The sequence below is a fragment of the Cognatilysobacter xinjiangensis genome, assembly GCF_014651995.1.
Classification (GTDB): domain Bacteria; phylum Pseudomonadota; class Gammaproteobacteria; order Xanthomonadales; family Xanthomonadaceae; genus Cognatilysobacter; species Cognatilysobacter xinjiangensis.
On record NZ_BMXY01000001.1, the window covers coordinates 1,381,291 to 1,405,467 of the forward strand.

The 24,177-nt window shown below is 71.1% G+C and carries 22 protein-coding genes and 2 pseudogenes; 7 read left to right on the plus strand and 17 right to left on the minus strand.

The genetic code is table 11. The annotated features are described in order from the left end of the window. Positions 1 to 110 precede the first annotated feature (110 nt). From IE066_RS06565 to IE066_RS06590, 7 genes and pseudogenes are all read right to left on the minus strand, one after another. Positions 111 to 872, minus strand: a complete 762-nt coding sequence (locus IE066_RS06565; RefSeq protein WP_189447965.1) for a hypothetical protein — start codon at positions 870 to 872, stop codon at positions 111 to 113. 101 nt (positions 873 to 973) lie between these two features. Continuing rightward, the gene (locus IE066_RS06570) at positions 974 to 1,183 is read right to left on the minus strand and encodes a hypothetical protein (RefSeq protein ID WP_189447967.1); all 210 of its coding nucleotides are present in this window, start codon (positions 1,181 to 1,183) and stop codon (positions 974 to 976) included. A gap of 161 nt (positions 1,184 to 1,344) precedes the next feature. Beyond that, positions 1,345 to 2,223 (minus strand): acyltransferase, encoded by an 879-nt coding sequence (locus IE066_RS06575; protein WP_189447969.1) that lies wholly within the window; start codon positions 2,221 to 2,223, stop codon positions 1,345 to 1,347. A gap of 392 nt (positions 2,224 to 2,615) precedes the next feature. Next, positions 2,616 to 3,162 (minus strand): annotated as a pseudogene (locus IE066_RS15000) (HD-GYP domain-containing protein); the annotation flags it as partial. Between the two features lie 204 nt (positions 3,163 to 3,366). Continuing rightward, positions 3,367 to 4,470, minus strand: a pseudogene (locus IE066_RS15005) (CHASE2 domain-containing protein); the annotation flags it as partial. Between the two features lie 49 nt (positions 4,471 to 4,519). Then, the gene (locus IE066_RS06585) at positions 4,520 to 5,134 is read right to left on the minus strand and encodes an OmpA family protein (RefSeq protein WP_189447973.1); all 615 of its coding nucleotides are present in this window, start codon (positions 5,132 to 5,134) and stop codon (positions 4,520 to 4,522) included. 4 nt (positions 5,135 to 5,138) lie between these two features. Next, positions 5,139 to 5,582 carry a FecR family protein gene (locus tag IE066_RS06590; protein ID WP_189447975.1) on the minus strand — a complete coding sequence of 148 codons (444 nt, stop codon included), beginning with the start codon at positions 5,580 to 5,582 and terminating at the stop codon, positions 5,139 to 5,141. Positions 5,583 to 5,998: 416 nt separating this feature from the next. On the opposite strand from IE066_RS06590, the gene IE066_RS06595 reads away from it, so the two are divergent. Next, positions 5,999 to 6,505, plus strand: coding sequence for a DUF1579 family protein (locus tag IE066_RS06595; RefSeq protein ID WP_189447977.1), 507 nt, complete (start codon positions 5,999 to 6,001; stop codon positions 6,503 to 6,505). Positions 6,506 to 6,548: 43 nt separating this feature from the next. Next, positions 6,549 to 6,941, plus strand: coding sequence for a GFA family protein (locus IE066_RS06600; RefSeq protein WP_189447979.1), 393 nt, complete (start codon positions 6,549 to 6,551; stop codon positions 6,939 to 6,941). 199 nt (positions 6,942 to 7,140) lie between these two features. Here IE066_RS06600 and IE066_RS06605 read toward each other — a convergent pair whose 3' ends face one another. Continuing rightward, positions 7,141 to 7,749: a DUF6445 family protein gene (locus IE066_RS06605; RefSeq protein WP_189447982.1), complete on the minus strand. Its 609-nt coding sequence runs from the start codon at positions 7,747 to 7,749 to the stop codon at positions 7,141 to 7,143. A gap of 47 nt (positions 7,750 to 7,796) precedes the next feature. After that, complete coding sequence (locus IE066_RS06610) at positions 7,797 to 9,245, minus strand: hypothetical protein (RefSeq protein ID WP_189447983.1); 1,449 nt, start codon at positions 9,243 to 9,245, stop codon at positions 7,797 to 7,799. 155 nt (positions 9,246 to 9,400) lie between these two features. Between IE066_RS06610 and IE066_RS06615 the strand changes: the two genes are divergently transcribed. Continuing rightward, a complete protein-coding gene (locus IE066_RS06615; RefSeq protein WP_189447985.1) occupies positions 9,401 to 9,757 on the plus strand; it encodes an MmcQ/YjbR family DNA-binding protein in 357 nt (118 codons plus the stop codon). Between the two features lie 192 nt (positions 9,758 to 9,949). Here the strand turns inward: IE066_RS06615 and IE066_RS06620 are convergent, their stop codons facing one another. From IE066_RS06620 to IE066_RS06630, 3 genes are all read right to left on the minus strand, one after another. Next, positions 9,950 to 10,579, minus strand: coding sequence for a hypothetical protein (locus IE066_RS06620; RefSeq protein ID WP_189447987.1), 630 nt, complete (start codon positions 10,577 to 10,579; stop codon positions 9,950 to 9,952). Positions 10,580 to 10,837: 258 nt separating this feature from the next. After that, entirely contained in the window at positions 10,838 to 13,087 is a 2,250-nt protein-coding gene (locus tag IE066_RS06625; protein WP_189447989.1) for a tetratricopeptide repeat-containing diguanylate cyclase, read from the minus strand. A 106-nt stretch (positions 13,088 to 13,193) separates the two neighbouring features. Then, complete coding sequence (locus IE066_RS06630) at positions 13,194 to 14,495, minus strand: MFS transporter (protein ID WP_189447991.1); 1,302 nt, start codon at positions 14,493 to 14,495, stop codon at positions 13,194 to 13,196. A gap of 184 nt (positions 14,496 to 14,679) precedes the next feature. Between IE066_RS06630 and IE066_RS06635 the strand changes: the two genes are divergently transcribed. The 3 genes from IE066_RS06635 (at position 14,680) to IE066_RS06645 (ending at position 18,038) form a co-directional block, all read left to right on the plus strand. Then, entirely contained in the window at positions 14,680 to 15,006 is a 327-nt protein-coding gene (locus IE066_RS06635) for a hypothetical protein (protein WP_229790690.1), read from the plus strand. Between the two features lie 280 nt (positions 15,007 to 15,286). Beyond that, positions 15,287 to 15,568 (plus strand): hypothetical protein, encoded by a 282-nt coding sequence (locus IE066_RS06640; protein ID WP_189447995.1) that lies wholly within the window; start codon positions 15,287 to 15,289, stop codon positions 15,566 to 15,568. Positions 15,569 to 15,764: 196 nt separating this feature from the next. After that, complete coding sequence (locus tag IE066_RS06645; RefSeq protein WP_189447997.1) at positions 15,765 to 18,038, plus strand: PAS domain-containing protein; 2,274 nt, start codon at positions 15,765 to 15,767, stop codon at positions 18,036 to 18,038. Positions 18,039 to 18,681: 643 nt separating this feature from the next. On the opposite strand, the gene IE066_RS06650 is transcribed toward IE066_RS06645, so the two are convergent. From IE066_RS06650 to IE066_RS06670, 5 genes are all read right to left on the minus strand, one after another. Continuing rightward, complete coding sequence (locus IE066_RS06650) at positions 18,682 to 19,467, minus strand: hypothetical protein (protein WP_189447999.1); 786 nt, start codon at positions 19,465 to 19,467, stop codon at positions 18,682 to 18,684. A 358-nt stretch (positions 19,468 to 19,825) separates the two neighbouring features. Then, positions 19,826 to 20,104: a hypothetical protein gene (locus IE066_RS06655; protein ID WP_189448001.1), complete on the minus strand. Its 279-nt coding sequence runs from the start codon at positions 20,102 to 20,104 to the stop codon at positions 19,826 to 19,828. Positions 20,105 to 20,205: 101 nt separating this feature from the next. Next, positions 20,206 to 21,456 (minus strand): threonine synthase, encoded by a 1,251-nt coding sequence (locus IE066_RS06660; protein ID WP_189448003.1) that lies wholly within the window; start codon positions 21,454 to 21,456, stop codon positions 20,206 to 20,208. 118 nt (positions 21,457 to 21,574) lie between these two features. Continuing rightward, positions 21,575 to 22,471 (minus strand): COG3650 family protein, encoded by an 897-nt coding sequence (locus IE066_RS06665; RefSeq protein WP_229790691.1) that lies wholly within the window; start codon positions 22,469 to 22,471, stop codon positions 21,575 to 21,577. A gap of 85 nt (positions 22,472 to 22,556) precedes the next feature. Beyond that, a complete protein-coding gene (locus IE066_RS06670; RefSeq protein ID WP_189448007.1) occupies positions 22,557 to 23,018 on the minus strand; it encodes a pyridoxamine 5'-phosphate oxidase family protein in 462 nt (153 codons plus the stop codon). A gap of 14 nt (positions 23,019 to 23,032) precedes the next feature. On the opposite strand from IE066_RS06670, the gene IE066_RS06675 reads away from it, so the two are divergent. After that, positions 23,033 to 24,130, plus strand: coding sequence for a diguanylate cyclase domain-containing protein (locus IE066_RS06675; RefSeq protein ID WP_229790692.1), 1,098 nt, complete (start codon positions 23,033 to 23,035; stop codon positions 24,128 to 24,130). The last annotated feature ends 47 nt before the right edge of the window (positions 24,131 to 24,177 follow it).

A 24,177-nucleotide genomic window follows, 5' to 3' on the forward strand; every position in this document is an offset into this window, starting at 1 on the left:
GGGAACATGGCGGAACGCGCACTCTGTCGCGGCGGCGGCACGGGGCCAAGCCCCGAACGTCACGCCGCGCGCCGCAACACGTTCAGCATGCCGCACGACCCGGCGCCGGCTCAGCCGTAGCGGGCGCGATGCCGTTCCAGCGTACCGGCCACGCGCTCGAGCGCCGCTTCCACCTCGCGCCCGAACCCGCCCTCCGGCAGCTCGCGCACGCTCGAATGCGCAGCGCAGACGATGCGCGTATCGGCCCAACGCCTTGCGAGATCGCGCGCCCAGGCGGCGTAGGCATCGGCGGCGCCCGCCTGCGGCTTGAGCGCGCGGCCCAGCATCGGATGCATGCGCAGCGACGATGCCGGCAGGAAACTGCCCAGCAAGCCCGGCGCGGCCATCACGTTGAAGGTGTCGTCGACATGGACGATGCGGCTCGCGCGGTCGCGCACGACCACGGACGCCACGTGCACGCGCTCGTCCACGCAGACGAAGTCCACGCCGTCCGGCACCGACAGCTCCAGCGTGTCGGCGAACGCATGGTCGTCGCCCCATGCCTCCACCGGCACGCCCGCCCAGGGCAGCGCGGGGAACCGGCGGCGGTGCCGCTCGGTGCCGTGCAGCGGCGCCAGCGGGAACAGCGCATGCGTAGCCTCGACGTGCATGGTGTGGAACGGATGCACGTGCACCACGGCCGCCACCTTCTCGCCGTTGCCGGTCAGCGCCATCAGCTGCGCGCGCTCGTCGTCGTCCAGGTCGCAGCCGTCGATGACGATGAAGCGCCCGTCGGCACGCTTCACCACCGACATGTGCGTGCCGATGTTCAGCACGCCCGCGATGCGGTACGTGCCACGGATGTTCCAGAAGGTGTCGGCGAGCTTGTCCATGCCGCACAGCATAGGCGGCGGCCGTGAAGCGGCGGCCAGCGGGCTGGCCTTCGCCGGTCATGGCGACGCCGCGACGGCCGGATGCCTGCGCGACGCGGCACTCAGGCGCCGGGCGACGGCGGCCGCTTCCACGGATCGTAGGGGCCGTCGGGATACCACGGCACGGCATCGCTGGCGCGACGATGGGTGCCGGTGGGAACCGACAGCGGCGGCCAGCCTTCGTGGCGCGGCGGATCGTGCGGCCGCGCGTCCGTCTTGCGTGCGAACGGCTGGTCGAGCGGGTGCAGCAGCGTGTGGACGAAGTTGCTCATACGGCCTCCTCGCCGGGGGCCCTCCATTCCGCGGATCGTCCGGTCCGCACGCGCCCCTGGCGATCCGATTCTTACGCCGCCGGGCGCAGCGCGCACGGACGCTCGCCGCACGAGTTCAGCCATGCGTTCGCTATGTCACGACGGCCGTAGAAGCACGTGCTTCAGCCGGCGAGAAGGCGCTCCACCTGTGCGTCCTTCTCGTGCCACAGGCCGTTCATCCACTGCTGGAAACGCACGCGGAACGCGCGATCGTTCTGGTAGTCGCCGCCCAGAAGCTCCGCCGGAATCGGCCGTTGCCGCACATGCATGCGGATCTCGCGGACCCGCCCCGCCAGGAGGTCGGCCAGCGTCGGGCGGCCGCCGGGGTAGGCGATGGTGACGTCGAGGATCGCGTGCAGGCCCTGCCCCATCGCGTCGAGCACGAAGGCGACGCCGCCGGATTTCGGACGCAGCAGGTGGCGATAGTCGGAGCCCTGGCGCGCGTGCTTTTGCGGCGTGAAGCGCGTGCCCTCGACGAAATTGACGATCGATACCGGAATCGAGCGGAACTTCTCGCAGGCGCGGCGCGTGGCCTCGATGTCGCGGCCCGCGAGCTCGGGGCGCCGGGCGATCTGCTTCTTCGTGTAGCGCCCCATGAAGGGGAAATCGAGCGCCCACCAGGCCACGCCCAGCAGGGGCACCCAGAACAGCTGGCGCTTGAGGAAGAAGCGCATCAGCGGGATGCGCCGGTTGAACACCTTCTGCATCGCGATGATGTCCACCCAGCTCTGGTGGTTGGCCAGCATCAGGTAGTGCCCGTGGACGTCGAGCGTCGCGTCCATCTCCACCCGCACCTGCGCAGGCGTGAAGCGGTCCACCATCCAGCCGTTGAAGCCGATCCAGCTTTCGGCGATGCCGGTGAGCAGCGGATTGCTCGCGCGTCGCAGGCGGTCGGAGGGCAGCATCGCCTTGGTCAACGCGACGGCCATCAGCGGCACGACGTGCACGATCGTGCTGAGCGCGATGAGCAGGAAAACGAAGGACAGGCGCAGCAGGGCCATGGATTCGCGGGCTTACGGGGGACGCCTATTGTGCCGCCGGCACGGCATCGGGGCCCTCACCCGGCGCGCGCAGTGTGACGGGTGCCGCGCGCGCGGGGCCGCGAGTCTGGCGTGGCGCGCCCGGTGATCGCGCCGCACGCCGCGGTGCGACGCGACGTCTCAACCCTCGGCGCGCTCCACCGCCGCGCGCACGACGTCGCCCGAGGCGTCCGCGCCGGCATGGCCCTGCAGCATCCGCGACAGCGAGACCGAGGCTTCCTCCTCGTCCTCGTCGCGGAAGTTGCCGGCGATGCGGCGGATCTCCTTCTCGATCGCGAAGAACGCGTCCAGCACCACCGGGTCGAAGGTGACGCCGCGCAGCTCGCGCATCATCTGCATCGCGCGTTCGTGCGGGAACGGGTCCTTGTAGCAGCGGCGGCTGATCAGCGCGTCGTAGATGTCGGCCACCGCCATGATGCGCCCCGACAGCGGGATCGCCTGGCCCTCCAGCCCCATCGGATAGCCCGTGCCGTCCCACTTCTCGTGGTGCGTGGCCGCGATCTCGCTGGCGACGGTGAGGAAGTTGTCGCCGTCGATGTGCCGCGACGTGCTGAGGATGATCTGCCGCCCGAACTCGGCGTGCTTGCGCATGATCACCCACTCCTCGGCGGTCAGCGCGCCGGGCTTGAGCAGGATGTGGTCGGGCACGCCCACCTTGCCGATGTCGTGCAGCGGCGCGGACAGGAACAGCAGGTGGATGTACTCGTCGGTCAGCACCTCGAGGTACTGGCCGGTGTCGCGCAGCCTGCGCGCGATGGCACGCACGTAGTGCTGCGTACGCTTGATGTGCGCGCCGGTTTCCGGGTCGCGCGTTTCGGCGACCGCCGACATCGATTCGATGGTGACCTGCCGTGCGTTCTCCAGCTGGCGCCGCCAGCGCTGCGCATGCCGCTGGTGCATCGCGAAGCGGATCGCGAAGCCGGTCGCCAGCACCACGCAGGCCACCAGCACCGGCACCGCGACGGGCAGCACCAGCCCCCAGCGCGCGAAAGCCACGTAGGCCGTGGCGCCGAGCGCCAGAAGCACGCCGGCGGTCGCGACGCCCAGCACGATCAGGCTGCGGCCGGCCAGGAACAGGCTGCCCTGCGAGGCCGCCAGCAACAGCGCGAGCAGCAGCGCCGCGGTCGGGCCCCAGTCGGGCGCGCGCAGCATGCGGTCGTCGAGGATGTTCTGCGCCAGCACCGACTGCACCTTCGCGCCGGAGAAGCTGCGGCTCACCGCGGTCGCGTGCAGGTCGTTGAGGCCGACGGCCGAGGAGCCCACGAACACGACCCTGCCGCGCAGGTCCTGCGGTGAATGCCGGCCGGCGAGCACATCCACCGCCGACACGCTCGGATAGCGCGACGGATCGCCGTCGAAGCGCAGCAGCGCGCGCCCGGCGCGGTCCACCGGGATCTCGTGCGTGCCGACCACCAGCGATGCGCCGTCACGGCCGGCCTTCACCTGCGCCGACGACACGTCCAGCGCGCGCATCGTCGCCGCCAGCGCGAGGCTCGGATGCATCACGCCGCGGTACTCGATCAGCAGCGGCAGGCGGCGCAGCCGGCCGTCGCCGTCCACCTGCATGTTGACGAAACCGTTGAAGCGGGTCTGCGAGGCGATGGTGTCGACGTTCTCCAGCACGCCGTGCGCGCGGTCCGGCGCGAGGCTATGCAGCGCGCCCTCGAAGCCGACGCCCGGACGGACCGGCGACGCTTCGCGCGTGGCGTGGTCGAAGTAGAAGTAGCGCGCGCCTACCACGCCGGCCTGCGCCATCTGCGCACCGAGATAGCCGTCGTTGTCGAGCAGGCCGTCGGGCACGCCGGAGAAGGCCACGTCGATGCCGAAGTCGCGCTTGTAGGTCTTCTGCACGTCCACCAGCGAGGCGCGGTCGGCCTCGGGCAGCAGCACGTCGAGCGCGATGGCCGACGGACGTTCCGCGGCGATGCGCTCGATCAGCGCGGCCAGGCGGTAGCGCGGCCAGGGCCACTGCCCCACCGCCGACAGGCTCACGTCGTCGATGTCGACCACCACCGTGTCCTGCGACGGCCGGTCGTGCGCGGTGGCGCGCACCAGCGCGTCGAGGATGGCGTTGTCGATGCGCTCGATCGGCGCGACGCGCAGCATTCCGCCGAGCCCCACCAGCAGCGCCAGCGCGACGCCCGCGAGCAGGAACAGCAGCCCCTGGTAGCGCGACGGACGCGCGGCCGATACGAGCGGCGGGATCATGCCGGCCTCCGTGCGGCGCTGCGCAGCGGGCCGATGCGGCGCGATGCGCTCACAGGACGAAGATCTCCGCGCGGCGGTTTCGCGGCTCGGGCACGCCCGGGCGCGTCGGCACCAGCGGCGCCTTGTCGCCGAAATAGTCGACCTGCACCGGCAGGTCGGGGTCGATCTGCTTCAGGATCGCGGCCACGGCGCGTGCGCGCTCGGCCGACAGTTGCAGGTTGTACTGCGGCGTGCCCACCGAATCGGTGTAGCCAAATACGGTCACTTCCGTCGGCAGGCGCTGGCGCACGGCCTCCAGCACCTTGGGCAGCATGCGACGCGACTCGGGCGTCAGCTCCATGCTGTCGAACCTGAAATTGAGCACGAAGCTCAGCGGTGCGCTGGGCTGGGCGTCCAGCAGCGCGCGGTGCTTCTTCTCGAAGGCCGCGCGCTCGCGCGGCGAGAGCTTCTTCGGCACGCCGCGCGCATCCACCTCGACGCTGCCCCAGGCTTCGTCCACGCGCTCCTGCGCCTGCCCGTTGCCGACCACCACCGCGCCCACCTTGCCGCTCTGGTCGGGCATCAGCGTGACGCGCGTGGGCGCCGCCGAACAGGCCGACAGCAGCACGGCGAACGAAAGCGCCGCGACGGCACGCCAGCCGCGGCGAAGGCCCTGCAGGTTCATGGGATCAGCCGGCCTCGACGAGGAAGCGCGTGCCGCGCACGCCCACCGTGGCCTTCGGCGTTTCGACCTTCACGGTTTCGGGCGCCATCTTGCCGATCTTGCCGGACTCGTAGATCGCCGCGCCCTTGCTCATGTACAGCGAGAAGCCGTACTTGCCGGCCTTGGGCTGGAACGCGTAGTCGCGCACCTGCACGTCGGCACCGCCGCCGAGCGTGAGCATGGTGCCGTCGGTGAACACGATCGCCGCCGTCGCGCCGGGCGCGGTGACGATGCGGTCGGCGACCTGCAGCTGCGCGCCGCTCGCGACCTCGCGCGACGTCCCGCCCTGCATCACGGTGACGCGGCCGGACACGCTCTTGACCAGCGCGACATGGGGCTCGGCCGCGAACAGCGGCATCGAGGCGCAGAGCAGCCATCCAGCAACCAGAAGAGCCAGGACCCTGTTCATCGGTACACCCCTGTAATCGGAAATCCGGTGCCGCGTGACGGCACCCCTCGATAGCGGCATCAGTCCCGATGGCTTCAGTATCCCTTCTTGCCGAACCGGGGCCGCATTCCGGGCATCTCCGATGCCGTGCGTGACGTATAGCCCGTTTCCCGCCGCCGCGCGCGGGCCGATGCGCGAACTGTGATCCGGCACGATGGGTGCCTAAGGCGCGTCGTGCCGGCGTGAAGCGCGGCGCCGGATTTTCGGGCGGCTGCAACTGCAGCATCGCGAACGCCGCGGCCGGCGCGGTCCGGTATCGCGGCTCGCCTGCCCGTCACGCGTCGCCGCGCAGCTCGCGCCCTTGCCGACGCTCCGTGCAGGGCGGAGCATCGACGCCCCGCCGCCCTTCCCGGCGGCACCGACGCGGGAACCCTCCGATGCGCCTCGCAACCTTCCTGCCCCTGGCGCTGCTCGTGGCGAGCGGCATCGCGGGCGCACAGGACCATCCGACGATCCCGGAACGCCCCGCCGCGCTGAAGGCGCTGGACGGCGACTGGGTGATGACCGGCGACGTCATGGGCGAGCCGGTGACCTACCGCATGCACGGCGGGCCGACGCTGCAGGGAGCCTTCACCGAGATCCACATGGACGACGTGCAGCGGCCCTCGCAGTACGAGGCCCGCGTGCTGATCGGCTACGACGCCGACAGCCGCAGCGTGATCGCGCACTGGATGGACAGCTTCGGCGCGAAATACTCGATCCCGCACGGCGCCGGCAGCCTCGACGACCACTCGATCCGCTTCACGATCCCCTACGCGAGCGGCCCGTTCCGCGACACCTTCACCTACAGCGCCGACACCGACAGCTGGCTGTTCGTGCTCGAAGCGGGCCAGCCCGACGGCAGCTGGAAGCACTTCGCCCGCTACGAGGTCCGCCGCCCCTGACGGGCGGCGACGCGATACACCGCCCACCCGAGGGAGGCCCGCCATGACAAGCCGAGTCGCCACCTGCACCTGCGGCAGCCTCGTCGCCCGCACCGAAGGCGAGCCCCTCCGCGTCTCCGTCTGCCACTGCCTCGACTGCCAGCGGCGCAGCGGCAGCGTCTTCGCCGCGCAGGCGCGCTTTCCCGAGGAGAACGTGCGCATCGAGGGCGCCACGCACGAGTACGTGCGCAAAGGCTCGGACGGCTCGGCCACGTTCTCCTTCTGCCCGCACTGCGGTTGCACGGTGTTCTACCGGCGCGCCGCCGAGCCCGGCTGCATTGCGATCCCGATCGGCGCGTTCGCCGATCCCGGCTTTCCGCCACCTGCGATCGCCGTCTACCACGTGCGCCAGCATCCCTGGCTGACGCTCGCGGACACGATCGAGCAGTACGAGTAGACGTTTACTGTGGCGCGCCGGGTTGCCGGTCACGTCCCCGCCAACCCGCGGCGCGCCGGCGGCCGCGTGATCCCCGTCTGCATCTGCGCCGAGAGATCCGACACAGGCCCGCGGTTCCATCGGGGTGCCGCCGCCTCCGGATTCACGAGAGGCACCGGCTTATCACGGCACGTCTGCGCCGCGGCCACGCGCTTTGGCGCTACACCGGCGCAAAAAACATCAGATACACCAGCCGCCCGTTCTCCAGGCTGTCGCCGAAGCCGCGGCCGGCGGTGTGCCACAGCCACGGGCGCAGCAGGACGAGGCGGTTGAAGCGCATGGGCACGGTCATGGTGGTTTCCCATGCGCTCTCGTCCACGCTGTCGCGCTCGATGATGTCGCGGAAGGCGTCGTCGTAGCTGGCGTAGCCGAGCTTGGCGACTTCCTCGGGCGTCATCGGGCGGCGCTCGGTGCCCGTGCGTCGATGCTTGAAGAAGTCGGTGCCGCCCTGGCAGTCCTCGGGGCGGCTTAGGTATAGGATGCCGGACCAGTGGCCGGGGTCGACGTGCACGCCGGCGCGGCCGACGTCGGACGCGAGCGTGATGCGGAACTTCGCGTAGGAGCCGGGCGGCGTCATCGGGCCGAGGCGCTCGCCGGTGAGCTGCGAGATGTATTCGGCCAGGCCGTCGATCTCGAGGCGTTCGAGCGAGTTGCGGCCGGGGAAGGCGCCTTCCTGCTCCGGATAGGTGAGCTTGAGCGCGGCGTCGCGGAAGGCCCACGCGTCGGCGTCGGGCAGGAAATCGTCGACGACGATCAGCGAGGTGGGCATGGCGGCGGGATCCCCTGGCGGCGCCGAACGGCGCCGCGTCCGCCCGATTAGGCCAGAGCGCTCGCGGGGCCCGCAACGGCGCCGGCGGACGCGAGCGACAGCAGGCCGCGGGCGAAAAGGCGGTGGCTGGATTCGAGCGCGTGCATGTCGCGGCCGTCGAGCGCGCTGCACGGCTGGCCGACGAGCTGGCGCAGCGCAGCGAGTGCATCGGGCGCGAGCGTGGTGCTGGCGTAGTCGCAGTGGACGCGGCCGGTCACGGGGTCCAGCGCGCGCACCAGCGGGCCGAACTGCACGTGCATTTCGTCGAACGCGGGCGGTGCGGGACGCGGGCTGTCGATGGCGTCGAGCGCATCGCCGAGCGCGCGGCCGAAGGCGGCCAGCGAGTGGCGCTCGCGGACCAGCGCGGCGCCGCGTGCGCACTCGTCCGCGACCGCCTGCGGGCGCGCGAGGTCGGAAAGGATGCGTTCGGCGACGGCGCGGTAGGCGGACGGATCCTGCTCGCCCTGCGGGCCGGGCACCATGTCGAAACTCTCGTGCACGCGGAGGCCGTGGCCGGCCGGCAGCAGGAAGCGCAGGTTGCCGGCGCCGTTCGTATGGAACGGGCAGCCGTTGTGCACGGATTCGAGCGCGTAGAACCCGAACGACTCCGGCACCGGCCCGTAGGCCAGCCCGAAACGGCAGGCGCGCATCACCTCGAACAGCGCGCGCTGGCGCAGCAGCGGTACTTCGAGGAAGTAGTCGTCGCAGCTGCGGCCGGGCGGCAGCATGCCGTCGAGCGCGGCGCGCAGTTCGCGGCCCAGCGCGCCCTGCGGGATCAGCAGCGCGATGCGCGGCAGGCGCGCGGCGCTGCGCAGCATGTCCAGCCAGACCAGGACCGCGAGCGTGGCGAACCAGTCGTTCTTGCCCGGCTGCAGCGCATGGCCCCAGATCACGTCGCCATCGAGCGCGCGCCGCACGTTGGTCGGCAGATCGGCACCGATGGTGAAGCCGGGATGGCCGTCGGGCTGCTCGACGCAGGGCAAGGGCAGCGGCAGGTCGACCACCGCCTGCAGCCCTGCCGGGTTCAGGCACTCGCGGCGCTGCCAGTTCGGGAACGCGAAGAACGCGCGCAGCACGCGCGCGAGGTACGGCGAATTGGCGAGGTGCAGGTCGACATCGGCCGAGCCCATCCAGCTGCCCGCGCCGTAGGCGAGGCCGTGGTAGAGCATCGCGTTGCGCCGTGCCGTGCCGCGCGACGGTGCGCGCACCACCGACGTGGCCGCCGCGTCGTACAGCGCGACGTCGGGACGCGCATCGCCGTCGAGTGCGGCCAGCTGCGACGCGAGCGCGAGCGGAAGCAACGCCTCCTGCCCCTGCCCGCGCGGCGGCGCGAACGCACGCGTGTCCCAACCGCGGCGCGCGAGGATCGGCGCGATCGCGTCGTTGACGTAACCCACGGAGCCGTGGAACGGCGGGCCGCCGGTCTTGGAAAGCAGGAGCGCGATGGATTTCGACATGGCGCCCTATATACCCCGGCCACGCACTTTCGCGTCGCGTGTCCTCGCGCATCGGTACCGCTTCCACCGCCCCGTTCGCGGCACCACACTGCGCCGCACCCGCAGTGCGTCGCCGCCGTGGCATCGCGTTGCCCATCGAACACGCTGGAGCCCGCATGGATGTCGACGCCCTGAAGGAATTCTGCAGCGCGCTACCCGGCGCGGCCTCGAAACTGTTCGGGCCGCCGAGCAATGTGCTCGTCTACTACGCGCGCGGCAGGAAGTTCGCGTATTTCAAGACGAGCGAGCCCGAGCGCTGGCGCTTCAGCATCCGCACGACGCCCGAGCGCTTCCTCGAGCTGACCGACATCCCGGGCATCAAGCCCGCGCGGTTCCTGGCGCGGTGGCATTGGGTAACCATCGTCGACGTCGCCCGCGTGCAGGACGACGAGCTGCGCGGGCTCGTCAGCGCATCGTACGAGCGCGCGACGGCGAGCCGGCGGGCGACGGGCCGCGGCGCCCGACGCGCTTGAGGGACGCAGCGACGCGCCCATCGGCTGACGACGGATCGAAAGCGCTGCCTGCGCGTTGGGACGTGAAACCTCGCCGCGCAGAGGAATGGCGCCGTGCTGGCGAACCGACGATCCAAGCGCAGTGCGCGTGCGCGCCGCGCGGGAATAGAGCCCGATCAGCAGGAGATCGGCGATAGCCGGCTGGGCGCAGCGTCAGCCCGCGACGACGTCGACCAGCCGTGCCGGAACCCAGCCCGACTTGCAGGAACCCCGATAGGGACGCGGCGTGGCGACGGCGCCCGAGACGCCGCAGTCCGCGCCCACCGTCGGCGGCACCACCACGCTCTCCCACGCGCCGTCCGGCGACGCACCGCAGAGGTAGACGGCGTCGCCCGCCGCGAGGCGCACCGCGGTGCCCGCACCTTCGCCAGGCGCCAGCCGTACTGCCACGGCCGACGTCACCACGCCCAGGCTCGGGCATGCGTCGATGTCGGGCTGGCGATGCGCGCCGATGACGACCGGCACCGCGCCCGCGGCGGGACGCGCGGCCGCAAGCGTGGGGAAATCCGGTCCCACCACGATGCAGCGGCTGCGATCGGACCAGGTCTGTACCGGCCCGGTGAACGCGATCTTCTTTCCGACCATTGGCGCCAGTGCCGCCTCGTCGGCCTCGTCGACCATCACGCAGAGCGTTCCGCTCGCGGATTCGACCCAGTACTGGCCCGATGCGTACGAGAGGACGCCCGACACGGAACCGGGTGCAGTGCCAACGACTTTCGTCCCCGCGTGCGCGCCGAGGCTGGAGAGAGCGAGCGCGATTGCGAAGCCGGTCGTGCGGAGCATGCGGAGTGCCGTTGATCGAAGGGTGCGCGAGTGTAGGGCCTGGAACGCCGACACGTTCGCGCTGCATGTCGCGTCGTGAGGAACGTCGCAGTCGCGACATCGACGCGGCCGCGCATGGCCGCAAGCCACTGTCTGACCGCTCGCTACCACGGCGCCGCGCCTGCGCGACACGCGACGTCGCCACGGCATTCGTGGCGACGATGTCCCGTGGCCTGTCGACGCGTGGATCGCCCGAGCCGCCGACTGCCGGATCGCTTCTCAGTGAGCGAGCGTGTCGCCGCGCTCCCCATGCGAGACGCGGCCGTCGTTTCCGAGGCGCGCAAGGCAACCCTGCGCTTCCAGTGCCTCGATGCTGGCCTCCGGCTGGCAGGCATCGAACGCTGCCATGCGGCCCGGGCCGAGGCCCACCCAGCGGTCGCGGCCTTCGCGCTTGGCGCGGTACAGCGCGGCGTCGGCGACGCGCAGGCTCAACGACCAGTCGCCCACGCGGCCCGGCCACAGCGGGAACAGGCTCACGCCGGCGGACACCGTGAGCGTCACCGTCCCGCTCGCGCGTACCAGCGGCTGCGCGCGCAGCTGCTCGCGCACGCGCTCGAACAACGCCGCCGCTTCCGAGGCGGACGTGTTCGGGCAGACCCACAGGAACTCTTCGCCGCCCCAGCGCACCAGCAGGTCGCTGCCGCGCGCACAGCTGCGCAGCACGTCGCTGAAGTGCAGCAGCGCGTGGTCGCCGGCCTCGTGGCCGTGGACGTCGTTGATGCGCTTGAAGTGGTCGATGTCGAGCAGCATCACCAGCACCGGCTCGATGCGCTGGCCGTTCGCACGCGCCTCGGCCTGGGTAGCGGCGAGGCGGGCGCACCAGTCCTGCGCGTAGCGACGGTTGTGCAGGCCCGTGAGCGCGTCTTCCTCGCTCTGGCGGCGGATGGTGGCGTTGAGCTTCTCGAGCTCGCGGTGTTGCGACAGCGTCTCCGCGTTCCTGCGTTCCAGCTCGAGGTTGGTGCGCTTCCGGAAGCGGCTTTCGCGCATCTTCACCAGTGCGAGGGCGCCCAGCAGCAACAAGGCGGCGATCAGGCCGTAGCCCATCAGGCGCTGGTGCTGGGAAGCGGCTTCCAGCGCGGTGAGGCGCGCCTGCTGGGCCGCGCGGTCGCGTTCGGACTGCGCCAGCTCGCCCTCTTTCCGCGCGAGCGCCACGGCCGATTCGAGTTCGCCGATGCGCGTCTTGGATTCGACGTTGACGAAATCGTCGTTGGCGGCCTTGAACTCGCGCATCAGCGCCAGCGCCTCGCGATGCCGTCCCTGCGCATCGAGGTTGTCGATCATGCGCGGGTACAGCTCCAGCCGACGCGGCACGTTGTCGGACTGCTTGAACAGCGCCAGCGAGCGCGCGAACGCCGACGCGGCGGCGGCGCGCTGGCCGAGGTCGGCGTGGTTGGCGCCGATGTTCGAATAGACGATCGCCGCCTCGGGGATGGAACCGTCGCGCTCGAATTCGGCGGCGGCCTCGGCGAGCAGTGGCAGCGCCTCGCGCTGGCGGCCGGTCTGCTGCAGCACGTCCGCGATGTTGTTGAGCGACACGCCGACGGGCTGTCCGTTGGCGCGCGCGCTCGCGAGTGCCTCGCGATAGACCGCCTCGGCACGTTCGCGCTGGCCGGCGCCCATGTAGGCGGCGCCGAGATTGTTGAGCACTTCCGCGCGTGCGAGGCCCGGCTTGGGTTTCGCGTCCCAGGCCTTCACCGCGCGCTCGCCGTAGGCGACCGCCTTCGGCCAATCCTGCATGTAGTTGAAAAGCCCGGTGGCGTTGTGCAGCAGCGCCGGGTCTTCCGGCTTGCCCAGCGCCTTGCCGACGCGCTCGACTTCGAGCATGGCCGCGACCGCCTCGGGCATGCGGCCCTGCTGGGCGGCGGTGATGAAGATGATCTGGTTGGCGTTGTACTCGACCAGGTCGGGATGCTTGCGCACCTTCGACAGCGCGAGCCTGGCCACGCGCGAGGCGTCGTCGAGCGCCTGCATCTTCATGTACGAGGCGGCGAGCTGGCGCCAGAGCTCGGGGACGTTGGCGGCGTCGGCGGGCAGCGTCTTCTCGAGCCTGGCGAGGTCGGCTTCCAGCGCGGCGATGCGCTTGGCGTCCTTGGTCGACCAGATCGCGCCGTTGAGCGCCTTGAGCAGGCGCACCTGCTGCTCGGGCGTCAGCACGGCGTGCTCGCGCAGCGCGCTGCCGATCTCGACGGCCTTGGCTTCGTTGCGCGCGGCAACGGCGGCGTCGCCCAGCTCCAGGCCGAGTTCGACGACGGCGTTCTTGTCGGTGGCGGCGGCCCACACGGGCTCGCCGATCGCCAGCGCCTTCGCGGGGTCGCTCTTGCGGAGGACCTTGACGGTGGCGAGCACGTCGCCGCGCTGCGCCGCGGCGGCGGCCGGTGCGACGCCCGGCGAAACGGCGAACGCCGGCGTGGCCAGCAACGAAAGCGCCAGCGGCAGTACCGCACCGGCCAGGAAATCCAATCTGGGCATCGAACGAGTGCTTCTGCGGCCGCTCCTCGGCCCGACGCCGGTTTATCGACCGGGCGTCACAGTTCTGGAGCGGCCGTAAGCGGACGCGCCTGTCGCGCTCGGCGCATCAGGTCACGCGCTCGCCGGCGGCCACGCGCGGCGGCGTGACGTCGCCCGGCGCGGGTCGCAGCAGCAGCCGCCAACGGCCGGCGTCGCGCCGCAGCCGAAGGTCGCGATGGCGCACCAGGTAGAGCAGTGCGACCCCCGCCGCCGCCAGCCCGGACAGGGCGCCCGCACCCAGTGCCCAGCGCGCGCCGAAGGTGTCGGCGATCCAGCCCACCAGCGGCGCGCCGACCGGCGTGCCGCCCATCACCACCGCGATGCGTAGCGCCAGCACGCGACCGCGCATGCCGCGCTCGGTGGTGAGCTGCATCATCGAGTTGCTGGCGGTCATGAAGGTAAGCGCCGCCAGCCCGACCGGCACCAGCATCAGCGCGAAGGTCCACGGACCCGGCATCGCCGCGGCCAGCAACGCGGCGACGCCGAAGGCCGCGGCGGACGCGCACATCAGCACCATGCCCGGCACCGGCCGGCGCGCCGACAGCAGCGCCCCGCCCATCGTTCCCACCGCCATCGCCGAGGACAGCAGGCCGTACTGGCTGGAGTCGCCCTGGAACACGGTGACCGACATCGTCGAGATGAAGATCGCGAAGTTGAAGCCGAAGGTGCCGATCAGCGCGAGCATCACCAGCACGGCCATCAGGTCAGGCCGATGCCACACGTACCGGAAGCCTTCGAGCATCGCGCCCCGCGCGCGCTCGGGCGGCGGATCCGCGTACAGCTCGTTGATGCGCAGGCACAGCAGCGAGACCAGCACCGCCGCGTACGAGCCCGCGTTGACCATGAACAGCCAGCCCTCGCCCACGGCCGCGATCAGCAGGCCGGCGATGGCCGGGCCGACCATGCGTGCGCCGTTGAACGAGGTGGAATTGAGCGCGACCGCGTTGGCCACGTAGTCGTCGCTGACGAGATCGGAGACGAAGGTCTGCCGCGCCGGGGCGTCGAACGCGGTCACGCAGCCCAGCAGGAACGCGAAGCCGTACACCTGCCACAGCTCCACCACGCCGGTCAGCGTGACGATGCCCAGCCCCAGTGCCAGCAGCCCCGACAGCGCCTGCGTCCAGATCAGCAGCCGGCGGCGATCGAGGTGGTCGGCCGCCCATCCGGTGAGCGGCAGCAGGAGCAGCGGCGGCCCGAACTGCAGCGCCATCACGATGCCCACCGCGGTGGCGCTGTGGTCGGTGAGCTGCGTGAGCACCAGCCAGTCCTGCCCGACGCGCTGCATCCACGTGCCGACATTGGACACGAGCGCGCCCGCGGCCCAGACGCGGTAGTTGTAGATCCGTAGGGAAGAGAAAGTGCCGCTCACTGACGACGCAGGTTAGCGGCGCGTGGTTGTGCGGCGGGTCAAGACGAAGCACGCAGGCAGCGGCGACGCGGCCGGCATGCAGGCCGACGTGGTCAAATCGCCGACACGGGCCATGGGTGCAAACGGCGTCGCGCATGCGGCCCCGCGAGTCGAACTGAGGGCGGGGAGCACGCGGATGATGTTCATGATCGGCCAGGGCGAACGCGTGCAGGTGATCGGCCCGCCGCAACCGGACCACTGCGAGCGCTGCGGCGAACAGCGCGACTTCGTGCCGCGCCTGACCTACGCCTTCGGCCAGTTCGACCTGCTGTTCGGTTTCGTCTACGACAAGCGCTACGAACTCGTCTGCCCGGTATGCAACGGTGGCTGGAAGCTCGATCGGTGCGCCGCCGAACGCACCTTCGGCAAGCCCGAAATTCCGTTCCACCTCCGCTACGGCATCTGGGTGCTAGCCGCACTGGCCGCGGCCGTCGGCACCGCGGCGTATCTCTACCGCCACCGGGGCGGCTAGCGGCTCCGCGCCAGGGGGCTACCGCGTGCTGCATCGTCCAAACGTCGCAGGCCTGACGACGGTTACCGTTACCGACGACCTACTCGTCACGCGGCGCAACCGGCTCGAACTCTCGCCCGCCCCGAGAACCTGGCGTTTTCCCGCGAAAAACGCGTCTCTCCGGCGCTGCGGATGCACCCGCCGGGCACACGTATCCCGAACGTCCCGCTGAAGAAACGCACAGGCTGCGACGCGGCGAATTCCGGAACCTGCGGCCTCCCCCAACAAAAGGAGTCCCGCCATGAAGTACGCCAGTCTCGCCCTCGCCCTTGCCGTCTTCAGCAGCGGCGCGATCGCCGCACCCGCCGCCAAGGCCGACGCCGCGACCGGAAAGGCGAGCGTCGCAATGGACGCCGCGCAGGCCGGGGGCAAGGTGAAGTGCACGCGCGAACGCGTCACCGGCAGCAACCGCACCATCCGCGTCTGCCTGACCGAAGAGCAGGCACGCACGCTGACCGAGGAGCAGAAGATCGACCTGATCCGCAGCCAGCACGCCAACGCGAACGCCGGCGGCGGGGGCTGAGGCGAGCGCGCGAGTTCCCCGGAGCGGCGACGCCGGCAACCTCCCCGGCCGTCGCTCGCCGCTCCACTTTCCGGCGCAGCGGGCGCTCCGCCCGCCGCGCCGGCACGCGAACGGCGGGTCCCCGACACGGTGACGTTTTCACTGCGCGAAAGCGGCCGTGCCTTAGGCTGGCGCACCCCGCATTCGGTGCCCAGTCGTGGACCTCGGCGACTTCAACCGCATATTCGACAGCCTGCCCGGGCATTTCGCCCTGCTGCGGGCCGTGCCGGGCTATCCGGTGGTGGCGATGAGCCGCTCCCTGCGCGCCCTCTCGCGCGATCCCGACGGCGCGATCGGGCGGCCTCTTTTCGAGCTGTTTCCCGAAGCCCCGGAAGCCGCGGGCAGCAGCAGGCCGCTGACCGCCTCTTTCGAACGCGTGGTCCGTGAGCGCGCCGTCGATCGCAACGAGCAGCGCTTCGACCTGTTCGACGCGGCCACGGGGACCTACCGCGAACGCTACTGGACGGCGACCAACACGCCGGTCCTGGACGCGAACGGCGAGGTCGAATTCATCCTGCACCAGACCGAGGACGCGGCCACGGGTCGCCGACAGGGCTCCACGGCCATCCTCGATGCGATGACGGAAGGCGTGTTCACCGTCGATCGCCAGTGGCGCTTCAGTTACGTCAACCCCGAGGCGTATCGCATCCTGCGCGAGACGCCGGGATCGCTCATCGGTCATGTCGTCTGGGAACGCTTCCCCGGCGCCGAGGAGGCCTTCGGCGAGCACTACCGCCGGACCATGGACGAGGCGGTCACGAGCCGTTTCACTGCCTATTACGCGGGCCTCGACAGCTGGTACGAGGTCACCGCCTATCCCGCACCGGAAGGCATCGCCGTCTACTTCCACGACGTCACCTCGCACGTGCTCGCCGAGCGCGACCGCGAGCAGCTCGCCGCCGAGTCGGCGCGGCAGCGCCGCATCTACGAGGCCGCGCTCAACAACACGCCCGACTTCGTCTACGTGTTCGGGGTCGACCACCGCGCGATATACGCCAACGACGCGTTGCTCAAGGTCTGGGGCGTCGACGACGTGCGCGGCAAGACCTGGATGGACCTCGGCTACGAGCAGTGGCATGCCGACATGCACGACCGCGAGCTGGCCCAGGTCATCCGCACCAAGGCGCCGATCCGCGGCGAGATCCCGTTCACCGGCACCAACGGGCGCCGCGTCTACGACTACATCTTCGCGCCGGTGTTCGGCGCGGATGGCGAAGTGGTCGCCGTCGCCGGTACCACGCGAGACGTCACCGACCGCCAGGCCGCCGAGCAGATGATCCGCAGCCATGCCGAGCGCCTCGCCGAGGCCGACCGCATGAAGGACGAGTTCCTCGCCACGCTCTCGCACGAGCTGCGCAATCCGCTGGCACCGCTGCGCAACGGCCTGGAGATCCTGCGTCGCACCACCGACGCCGCGGCGCCGTCCGCGCGCATCCACGCGATGATGGAACGGCAGGTCGACCACCTCGTGCACCTCGTCGACGACCTGATGGAGGTCTCGCGAATCACGCGCGGCAAGGTCGCGCTGCAGGTCGAGCCGGTCGAACTCGCCACGGTCGTCGAAAGCGCGCTCGAGGTCGCCCAGCCCGCGATCGACGGGGGCGCACACCGCCTCCTCGTGGACATGCCGGACACGCCCGTCGTCCTGCAGGGCGACCGCGTGCGGCTCGCGCAGATACTCGCGAACCTGCTCAACAACGCAGCGAAGTATTCCGAGCCCGGAGGTTCGATATCGCTGGGCGCGTCGGTGGAGGGCGACGCGCTCGTCCTACGGATCACCGATACCGGCTTCGGTATGGAGCCCAGCGAGATTCCGCGCCTGTTCGAGATGTTCGCGCGCGGCGACCGCGTACGCGCCTCGCACCAGGGCGGTCTCGGCATCGGCCTGGCGCTCGCGCGGCGCCTCGCGGAGCTGCAAGGCGGGTCGCTCGACGCCACCAGCGAAGGCCCGGGGCGCGGCAGCACGTTCGAGCTCCGCCTGCCGCTGCCCGCGCAGGCGGCGCCGGCGTCCCGCGCCGACCAGCCCGAGGCCGTCGGCTCGCTGTCGATGCGCGTACTGCTGGTCGACGACAACGCGGACGTGGGCGGCAGCCTCGCCGAGACCCTGCGCCTGTTCGGTGCCGAGGTGCACCTGCTGCACGACGGCGCCGCCGCGCTGGACGCCTTCGACGGCGTCTCGCCCGACGTCGCCATCCTCGACATCGGCATGCCGGTGGTCACCGGTCACGACGTCGCACGCGGACTGCGCTCGCGCGGCGTCGTCATCCCGCTGATCGCGCTGACGGGCTGGGGCCAGGACGACGACCGCCAGCGCGCCCTGGCAGCCGGTTTCGACCACCACCTCGTCAAGCCCGTCGCCGTCCCGGAGCTCGTCCCGCTTCTAGCGTCGCTGCAGGCTGCCGATCGCGCTGGCGCTGCAGCGTCGCGCTGATGCTTCATGCCGCGGACGCGCCGCGCCGGCGGCGCCAGGTGCCGTGGGACATTTGCGGCGATGAGCGATCGACGCGCGCACCCGAGCCACGCGCCCGCACTGCGATCAGGGTGTCGCCGAATCCATCATGGCTGTGGTCCTTACCGAAATGCGTTCACCCTGCCCGCGCACGGCGCCATAACCCGCTGACTTACGTCGGTCGCCATCTGCCTGTCGGCGTTGAGCGCGGCATAGGGTTTCCGGTGCGGCCGACAAGGCGGTGAAGCTCCGTCGGCCGCACGTCCCGCTTGAGCTCGCGTTCGAACCAAGCCATCGCCTCGCCCATCGACCGGATCAGGTGCCTCCGCGTCGACGCCGAGATGCTTCTCCGTCCTGCGTGCCTCGCTGCCGATCAGAGTGTCCATAGCTGCGTGCGTGTAGTCCGCCCGTCGGACTGTGTCCGTGGCCTGCGAATCGCCGCTCGGGCAAGCCGAAGGTGTAGACGAACAGACGATGCTGTCGCGAGGGGCCGACCGCTCGTCCAGTGGCGCGACGTATTGGAAAGCAGGCCGCCCGAAGGCGGCCTGCGATGGCGCGGGACCGGTGGACGACCGGTCACCCGTCCCGCCGCGCCCGCCAACTTCGTCGCGATGCGTTGCGCAGCTCAGAAGTCCCAGCGCGCCGACAGCGTCACCGGCACCGAGACGCGGCTGCCGGTGTCGTTGATGTTGCCGAGGCCGAGGCCGGCGATGGCGCTGTCGTCGTCCTTGAGGTCGCCGACGTAGCGCACGCCGCTGGCGATGGTGAAGCTGAAACGGTCGGACACCGGCACGATCACGCCAGCGTCCAGGCCGCCGGTGGGGGACCAGCCGGACTGGTAGAACGGCGCATTCGCGATGGTGATCCCCGCCGCCGGGATCTCGAAACTGGCGCGGATGTCGTCGGTGCGCGTGGCGCCGATGCGGGCACCGAAGAACGGGCGCGCATAGCCGGCGGTGCCGAAGTAGTGGCGGTAGCCGATCTCGGCCGTCAGTGCGTCGTAGTCGCCGAAGCTGCCGTAGACCGGCAGCTCGGTGGCGAGCGCGGGCACGTAGGCGCCGCCCACCTGCACGCGGCCTTCGTCGGCGCGGGTCTGGCGCACCGAGCCGAAGATCTCCGAGCTGTCGCTCAGGCCGTAGCCGAACTCGAGGCCGGCGGTGGTGGCGAGGTCGTAGATGCGGTCGTGGCCGCGCGAGCCGACGCGCAGCTCGGCGGACACGCCGGCCAGCGCCGGGTTCAGCGGGCCGAGGTCGGGCACCGGGGCGGTCGCGCCGTCGTGCACGTCACCGCTGACCGGCACATCGACGCCGCCGACGATGCCGAACGAGAAGCGTCCGGCCTCCGGGCCCGCGGCATGCGCGGACGTGGCGACGAGGGCGGCAAGGGGGAGAAGAAACCAGGAAGTGCGCATGGGGAACTCCATATCCAGCGATCGGGGGCGTGGGCGCCATTGGCGGCGACGCGGAAAATACTGGGCGGCGCGGAGTTATCCGTGGATAAAGCGCCGATTTGTACAAACGCTGTACATGCGTGCGGCCGATTACGCCGGTGAACCGGACTGTTTCGACGGCACGGGCGGTGCGTCCATCGTGGGCTTCCGCCCGTTCGACGTTGGACTGTTGGCACCTTTCCATCGAGCCGTTGCGACAAGTGCGCGCGAACGGCCGCAAGGCCGCGGCGTTGCCCGTGACGCCGGTTGCGACAGAAGAAGGAGGCCGGACCACTGCCGCGGCCGGCCTCGTGGGTCGCCGCGCGATGTGGCGGTGCCGTCAGTCGCGTCGCCCGCCCCGAGCTGCCGCGGCGGCCGCCTGCAGGACGCGCACATAGTTCGGGCGATTGGCCGGCGCCTGCTTCGCCGCCGTCTCCAGTCCTTCGACATACGAGGCCACCAGCGCCTGCGCGTTCCACTGGTCGCGCAGCTCCGCCATGGTCGCGTCCACGGCGCCGCGCACGTGCCAGTCGACGTTCATGCCCTTCTCGGCTTCGTTGGCGAGGTCGATGACGCGCAGCAGGTGCGGCGTCACGAGTCCGACGACGGTGGCATTCATTCCTTCATCCCTGTTTCCAACCTGCGCAAAGCGTAGCGCGTCGCGGCGCTCGCGAGCCTACAACCGGTCGCAGTCAACGGACGTCCGCGATGCCGGCGTCCTCAAAGCAGATGCCGCAGCGTCGGCAGGTATTTCTCGCTGGAGCCCGTATTCACCGCCACCACCCGCTCGCCACGGCGCACGAGGCCGCGGTCGAGCAACTGCGGCAGCGCGGCGAGGCAGGCGGCGCCTTCGGGCGAGATCCAGTCGTGCGTGCGGCGCCACGTGGCGGACAGCTCGGTCGCGATCTCGTCTTCGTCCACCGCCACCGCCGCGCCGCCGCTGGCGCGGATGATCTGCAGTACGCGGAAATGGCCGACGCCGCCCGGAACGTTGAGGCCGACCGCGAGCGTCTGCCCCGCCCCTACGACCGTTGTGTCCTCTGCGCCCGCGTCGAACGCGCGCGCCAGCGGCGCGGTGCGTGCGCTCTGCACGCACAGCATGCGCGGGCGACGCGAATCGATCAGCCCCAGTGCCTGCAGCTCGTCCCAGGCCTTCCACATGCCCAGCACGCCCGTCCCGCCGCCGGTGGGATAGATCACCGCATCCGGCAGCGACCAGCGCGTCTCGCCCACCCGCGGCTCGGCCAGTTCGAGGCCGAGCGACTTCTTGCCCTCGATGCGCCAGCCCGGTTCCTGGAACGTCGCCACCGAGAACCAGCCGTCCGGGATGTAGCGCTCCTTGAGGAACGCGCCGGCCTCGCGGATGGTCGGGCCGACCAGTTCCAGCCGCACGCGGTCGGGATGGCGCTTCGCGGCCGCGGCCACGCCGCCGAGGATCGGCATCGGCGTGTCGTCGGGCATCGCGACGACGACGCACAAACCGCCCTCGAGCGCATAGCGCACCAGCGAATCGCCGGCATTGCCCTGCGTCGGCACCGCGAGTTTCGTGAGGCCAAGGCGACGCGCCTGCGCGGCCACCATCGCCATGCCGCGGTCCTTGAAGCTCTGCGTCGGGTTGGCGCCGTAACCCGGATGCGCCTTGCCCTCGTCCTTGAGCTGCAGCGCCACGCCCGCCTTCGCCGCCACCGGATGCGCCGAGTAGTCGAGCAGCGGCGTCGCGCCCTCGCCCAGCGCGACGATGTGCGCGGCATCGGCGGGGTCGTCGATGTCCAGCGCCATCAGCGCGCCGAAGCGCCACAGGTCGCGGCGCTCCGGGCGATACCACGCGGCATTGGGCTTCTCGCGCGCCAGGCGCTCGAGGTCGAGCACCATCTCGACCGGACGGCCGTCCACGGGATCGAGGTTCATCGGCACGTCGGCGGAATATTCGACACCGGACGCGATACCGCGTACGCAACGGACGTAGGACATGGAGGCACCCGTTCGGAGGTCCGCCCTTGTCGCAGCCGCGCGCGCGGATTTCAACCGCCGGCCACTCGACGCCCGCGACGTCGCGGTGGATCCAGGCGCCGGTCTCGGCCTGCCGCGCCTACTGCAGAAACGCGCAGCCGCTGCGCTGCTCGCCGCCCACCGTGAGCGACACCGCGAGGGGATAGCGCCGGTCGGACATGCCGTCCGAGCAGTCCTTCTGCGCCCGCGTGCGCATCACGAAGGGCTTGCCATCGAGCGCGCCCGACCAGGTGCCGGCCTCGGGCGTGCCGGAAAAACGCGTCCACACCCGCGTGCCGTCGCGATCGTCGGGATGCGAATAGGTCACGCATCGCCCGTCCACCTGCGCGCTCCAGAACGGTTCGGTGCCGACCGCGCGCACGCGATTGGCAGGCACCGGCTGCCCGTCCTGCACGAGACAGGCGCTGGCTCGCGGCGACGCCGATGCATGGCCATCCGTGATCGCATCACCGTCCGCATTCGCGCCCCGCGACGCGCAGGCCACGACGAAATCCGACACCAGCGCCGGCGGCGGCACAGGATGCGGCCCGCTGATCTGTGCACCGTAGGTCGCGGTGACCGCCCCGGACAGGAGGGTGCGCAGGTTCGACGGCACCGGCGTTTCCGCGCTGACCCCGCCACGCGCGGCGTCGCCCGCCGCATCCGCCACGAGCGCCATCACCTCGCCGCCCTGCCCGAACGACATCCGCTCCTCGCTCGCGATCGCCGCGAAGTCCGGCACGTTGACGCGCAGCCGGTCCTCGCCGGACTTGCACCAGGCCCGCAGCAGCGTGCGTCCCGAAGCGTTCTCCACGGCCAGCGACGTGCCCTCGCTGCCCGACGCGAGACGCCATGACGGCGCAGCGACGGCGGGCGGCGCCACGGCCGGCGCGGCGGGCGGCCGCGCCGCATCTGTGGACGCATCGGGTGCATCGGTGCGCCCGCAGCCGGCGAGCAGCGGGACGAGCGCGAACGCGGCGACGGCGGACAGACGCATGCAGTGCTCCGGAAGCGGTAGACACGGCGAGTGTGCGGGCGCGACGTGAACGCGTGGCCATGCCGCCGCGCGCACGCGCACCGCTTCAGGCGCGGCAGTCAACCAGATCCGTGTGGCCGAAGCTCAGCCGGTAGTCCAGCACCGAGATCACTTCCGGCTCGACGCGGAACATCGCCACCTGCTCTGCGGCGGGCATCGGGAACGGTAGCGGCGCCGCGGGCGCGGGGTACTTGGCGGGCAGCAGGCGCAGCAGGCGTTCGGCCTCCGCGCGGTCCTGCACACGCGTGGCGCGCGCGGCCATCGACAGGCCGGCGATTGCCATGATGTCGGACGTGTCGTGGTCGATGGTCAGCGACACGCGGTTGTCGCGCGCGAGGTTGCGCGCCTTCTGGCTGTCGGGCCCGCACATGAAGTACAGCACCAGGCCCTCGCTGACGTAGCCGACGGTCGTGGCCTGCGGCCAGCCGTCCTCGCGCAGCGTCGCGACCGTCATGATGCGGTGCGCGTCGAGCAGGTCGAGGATCTTGCGGCGGATCGCCTCGTCCATCGCCGGGCCTCCGAGTGATCGGCGGCCATCGTCACCCCGCGCACGCCGGTGATGTTGACGTGGATCAGTCTTGGCGGCGACGTGCCGCCGCCGCCGAAGCGCCGCGCTCCGGCCGGGCGGGCTGCGGGCGCCCGCGCTTCGCGCCGGCACCCGGGGCCCCGGCTGCGCGGGATCGACGCGAACCGAGGGAACGCGCGCGCCTACACTTGCCGCCGCATTTGCCGATATCGTCGTGCATGCCAGCCGAGTTACCGTCCCCCGCCGAACTGCTCGACCTGATGCCCGACGCGGTGTGCGTCGTGGATGCCAACGCCGTCCTTCTGTACGCCAGCGCCGCGTTCGAACGCATGCTCGGCCATCCGCGCGGGGCGCTGCTCGGCCGGCCGATGTTCGAGCTGGTGCATCCCGACGACATCGAGGCCACGCGCGAGCAGGCCGTGCGCCTCATGGAGGGCGGCGGCGAGCGCCACTTCCGCAACCGCTACCGCCACCGCGATGGAAGCACCGTCGACCTGCTCTGGTCGGCGCAGTGGCTGCCGCGGTACGGCGTGCGTGTCGGCGTGGCGCGCGATATCAGCAAGCTGCGGCGCGTGGAGCGCGAACTGGAACACCGCGCCAACCACGACGCCCTCACCGCCCTGCCCAACCGGCGCCGGTTCGGCGAACTCCTCGGGGCCGCGCTCGCCGAGGGCGAGCGCGCGGAGGTGCCGCTGGCGGTGCTCTACATCGATCTGAACGGATTCAAGGCGATCAACGATGCCTTCGGCCATCCCGCAGGCGATCGCGTCCTCGCGGAGGCCGCGCGCCGGCTCAGCGCCGGCCTTCGCGAAGGCGACAGCGTCTCGCGGATCGGCGGCGATGAATTCATCGCACTGCTGCCGGCCTGCGACGCGGTGGGCGGGCGTGCCGTCGCCGATGCCATGTGCATGCAGCTGCAGCGACCGTTCCTGATCGACGGCTGCCCCGTCGAGCTCCACGCGAGCATCGGGGTAGCGACGTATCCCGCCGACGCGAGCGATGCGGACGCCCTGGTCGCCTGCGCGGATGCCGCGATGTACGCGATGAAGCGGCGTCGCGCCGGGTCCGCCGGCGTCCTCGTCGACGCGACCTGACGCGACATCGGCGGCGGCAGCCGCACTGCCGGCCGCTGATGCGCGCG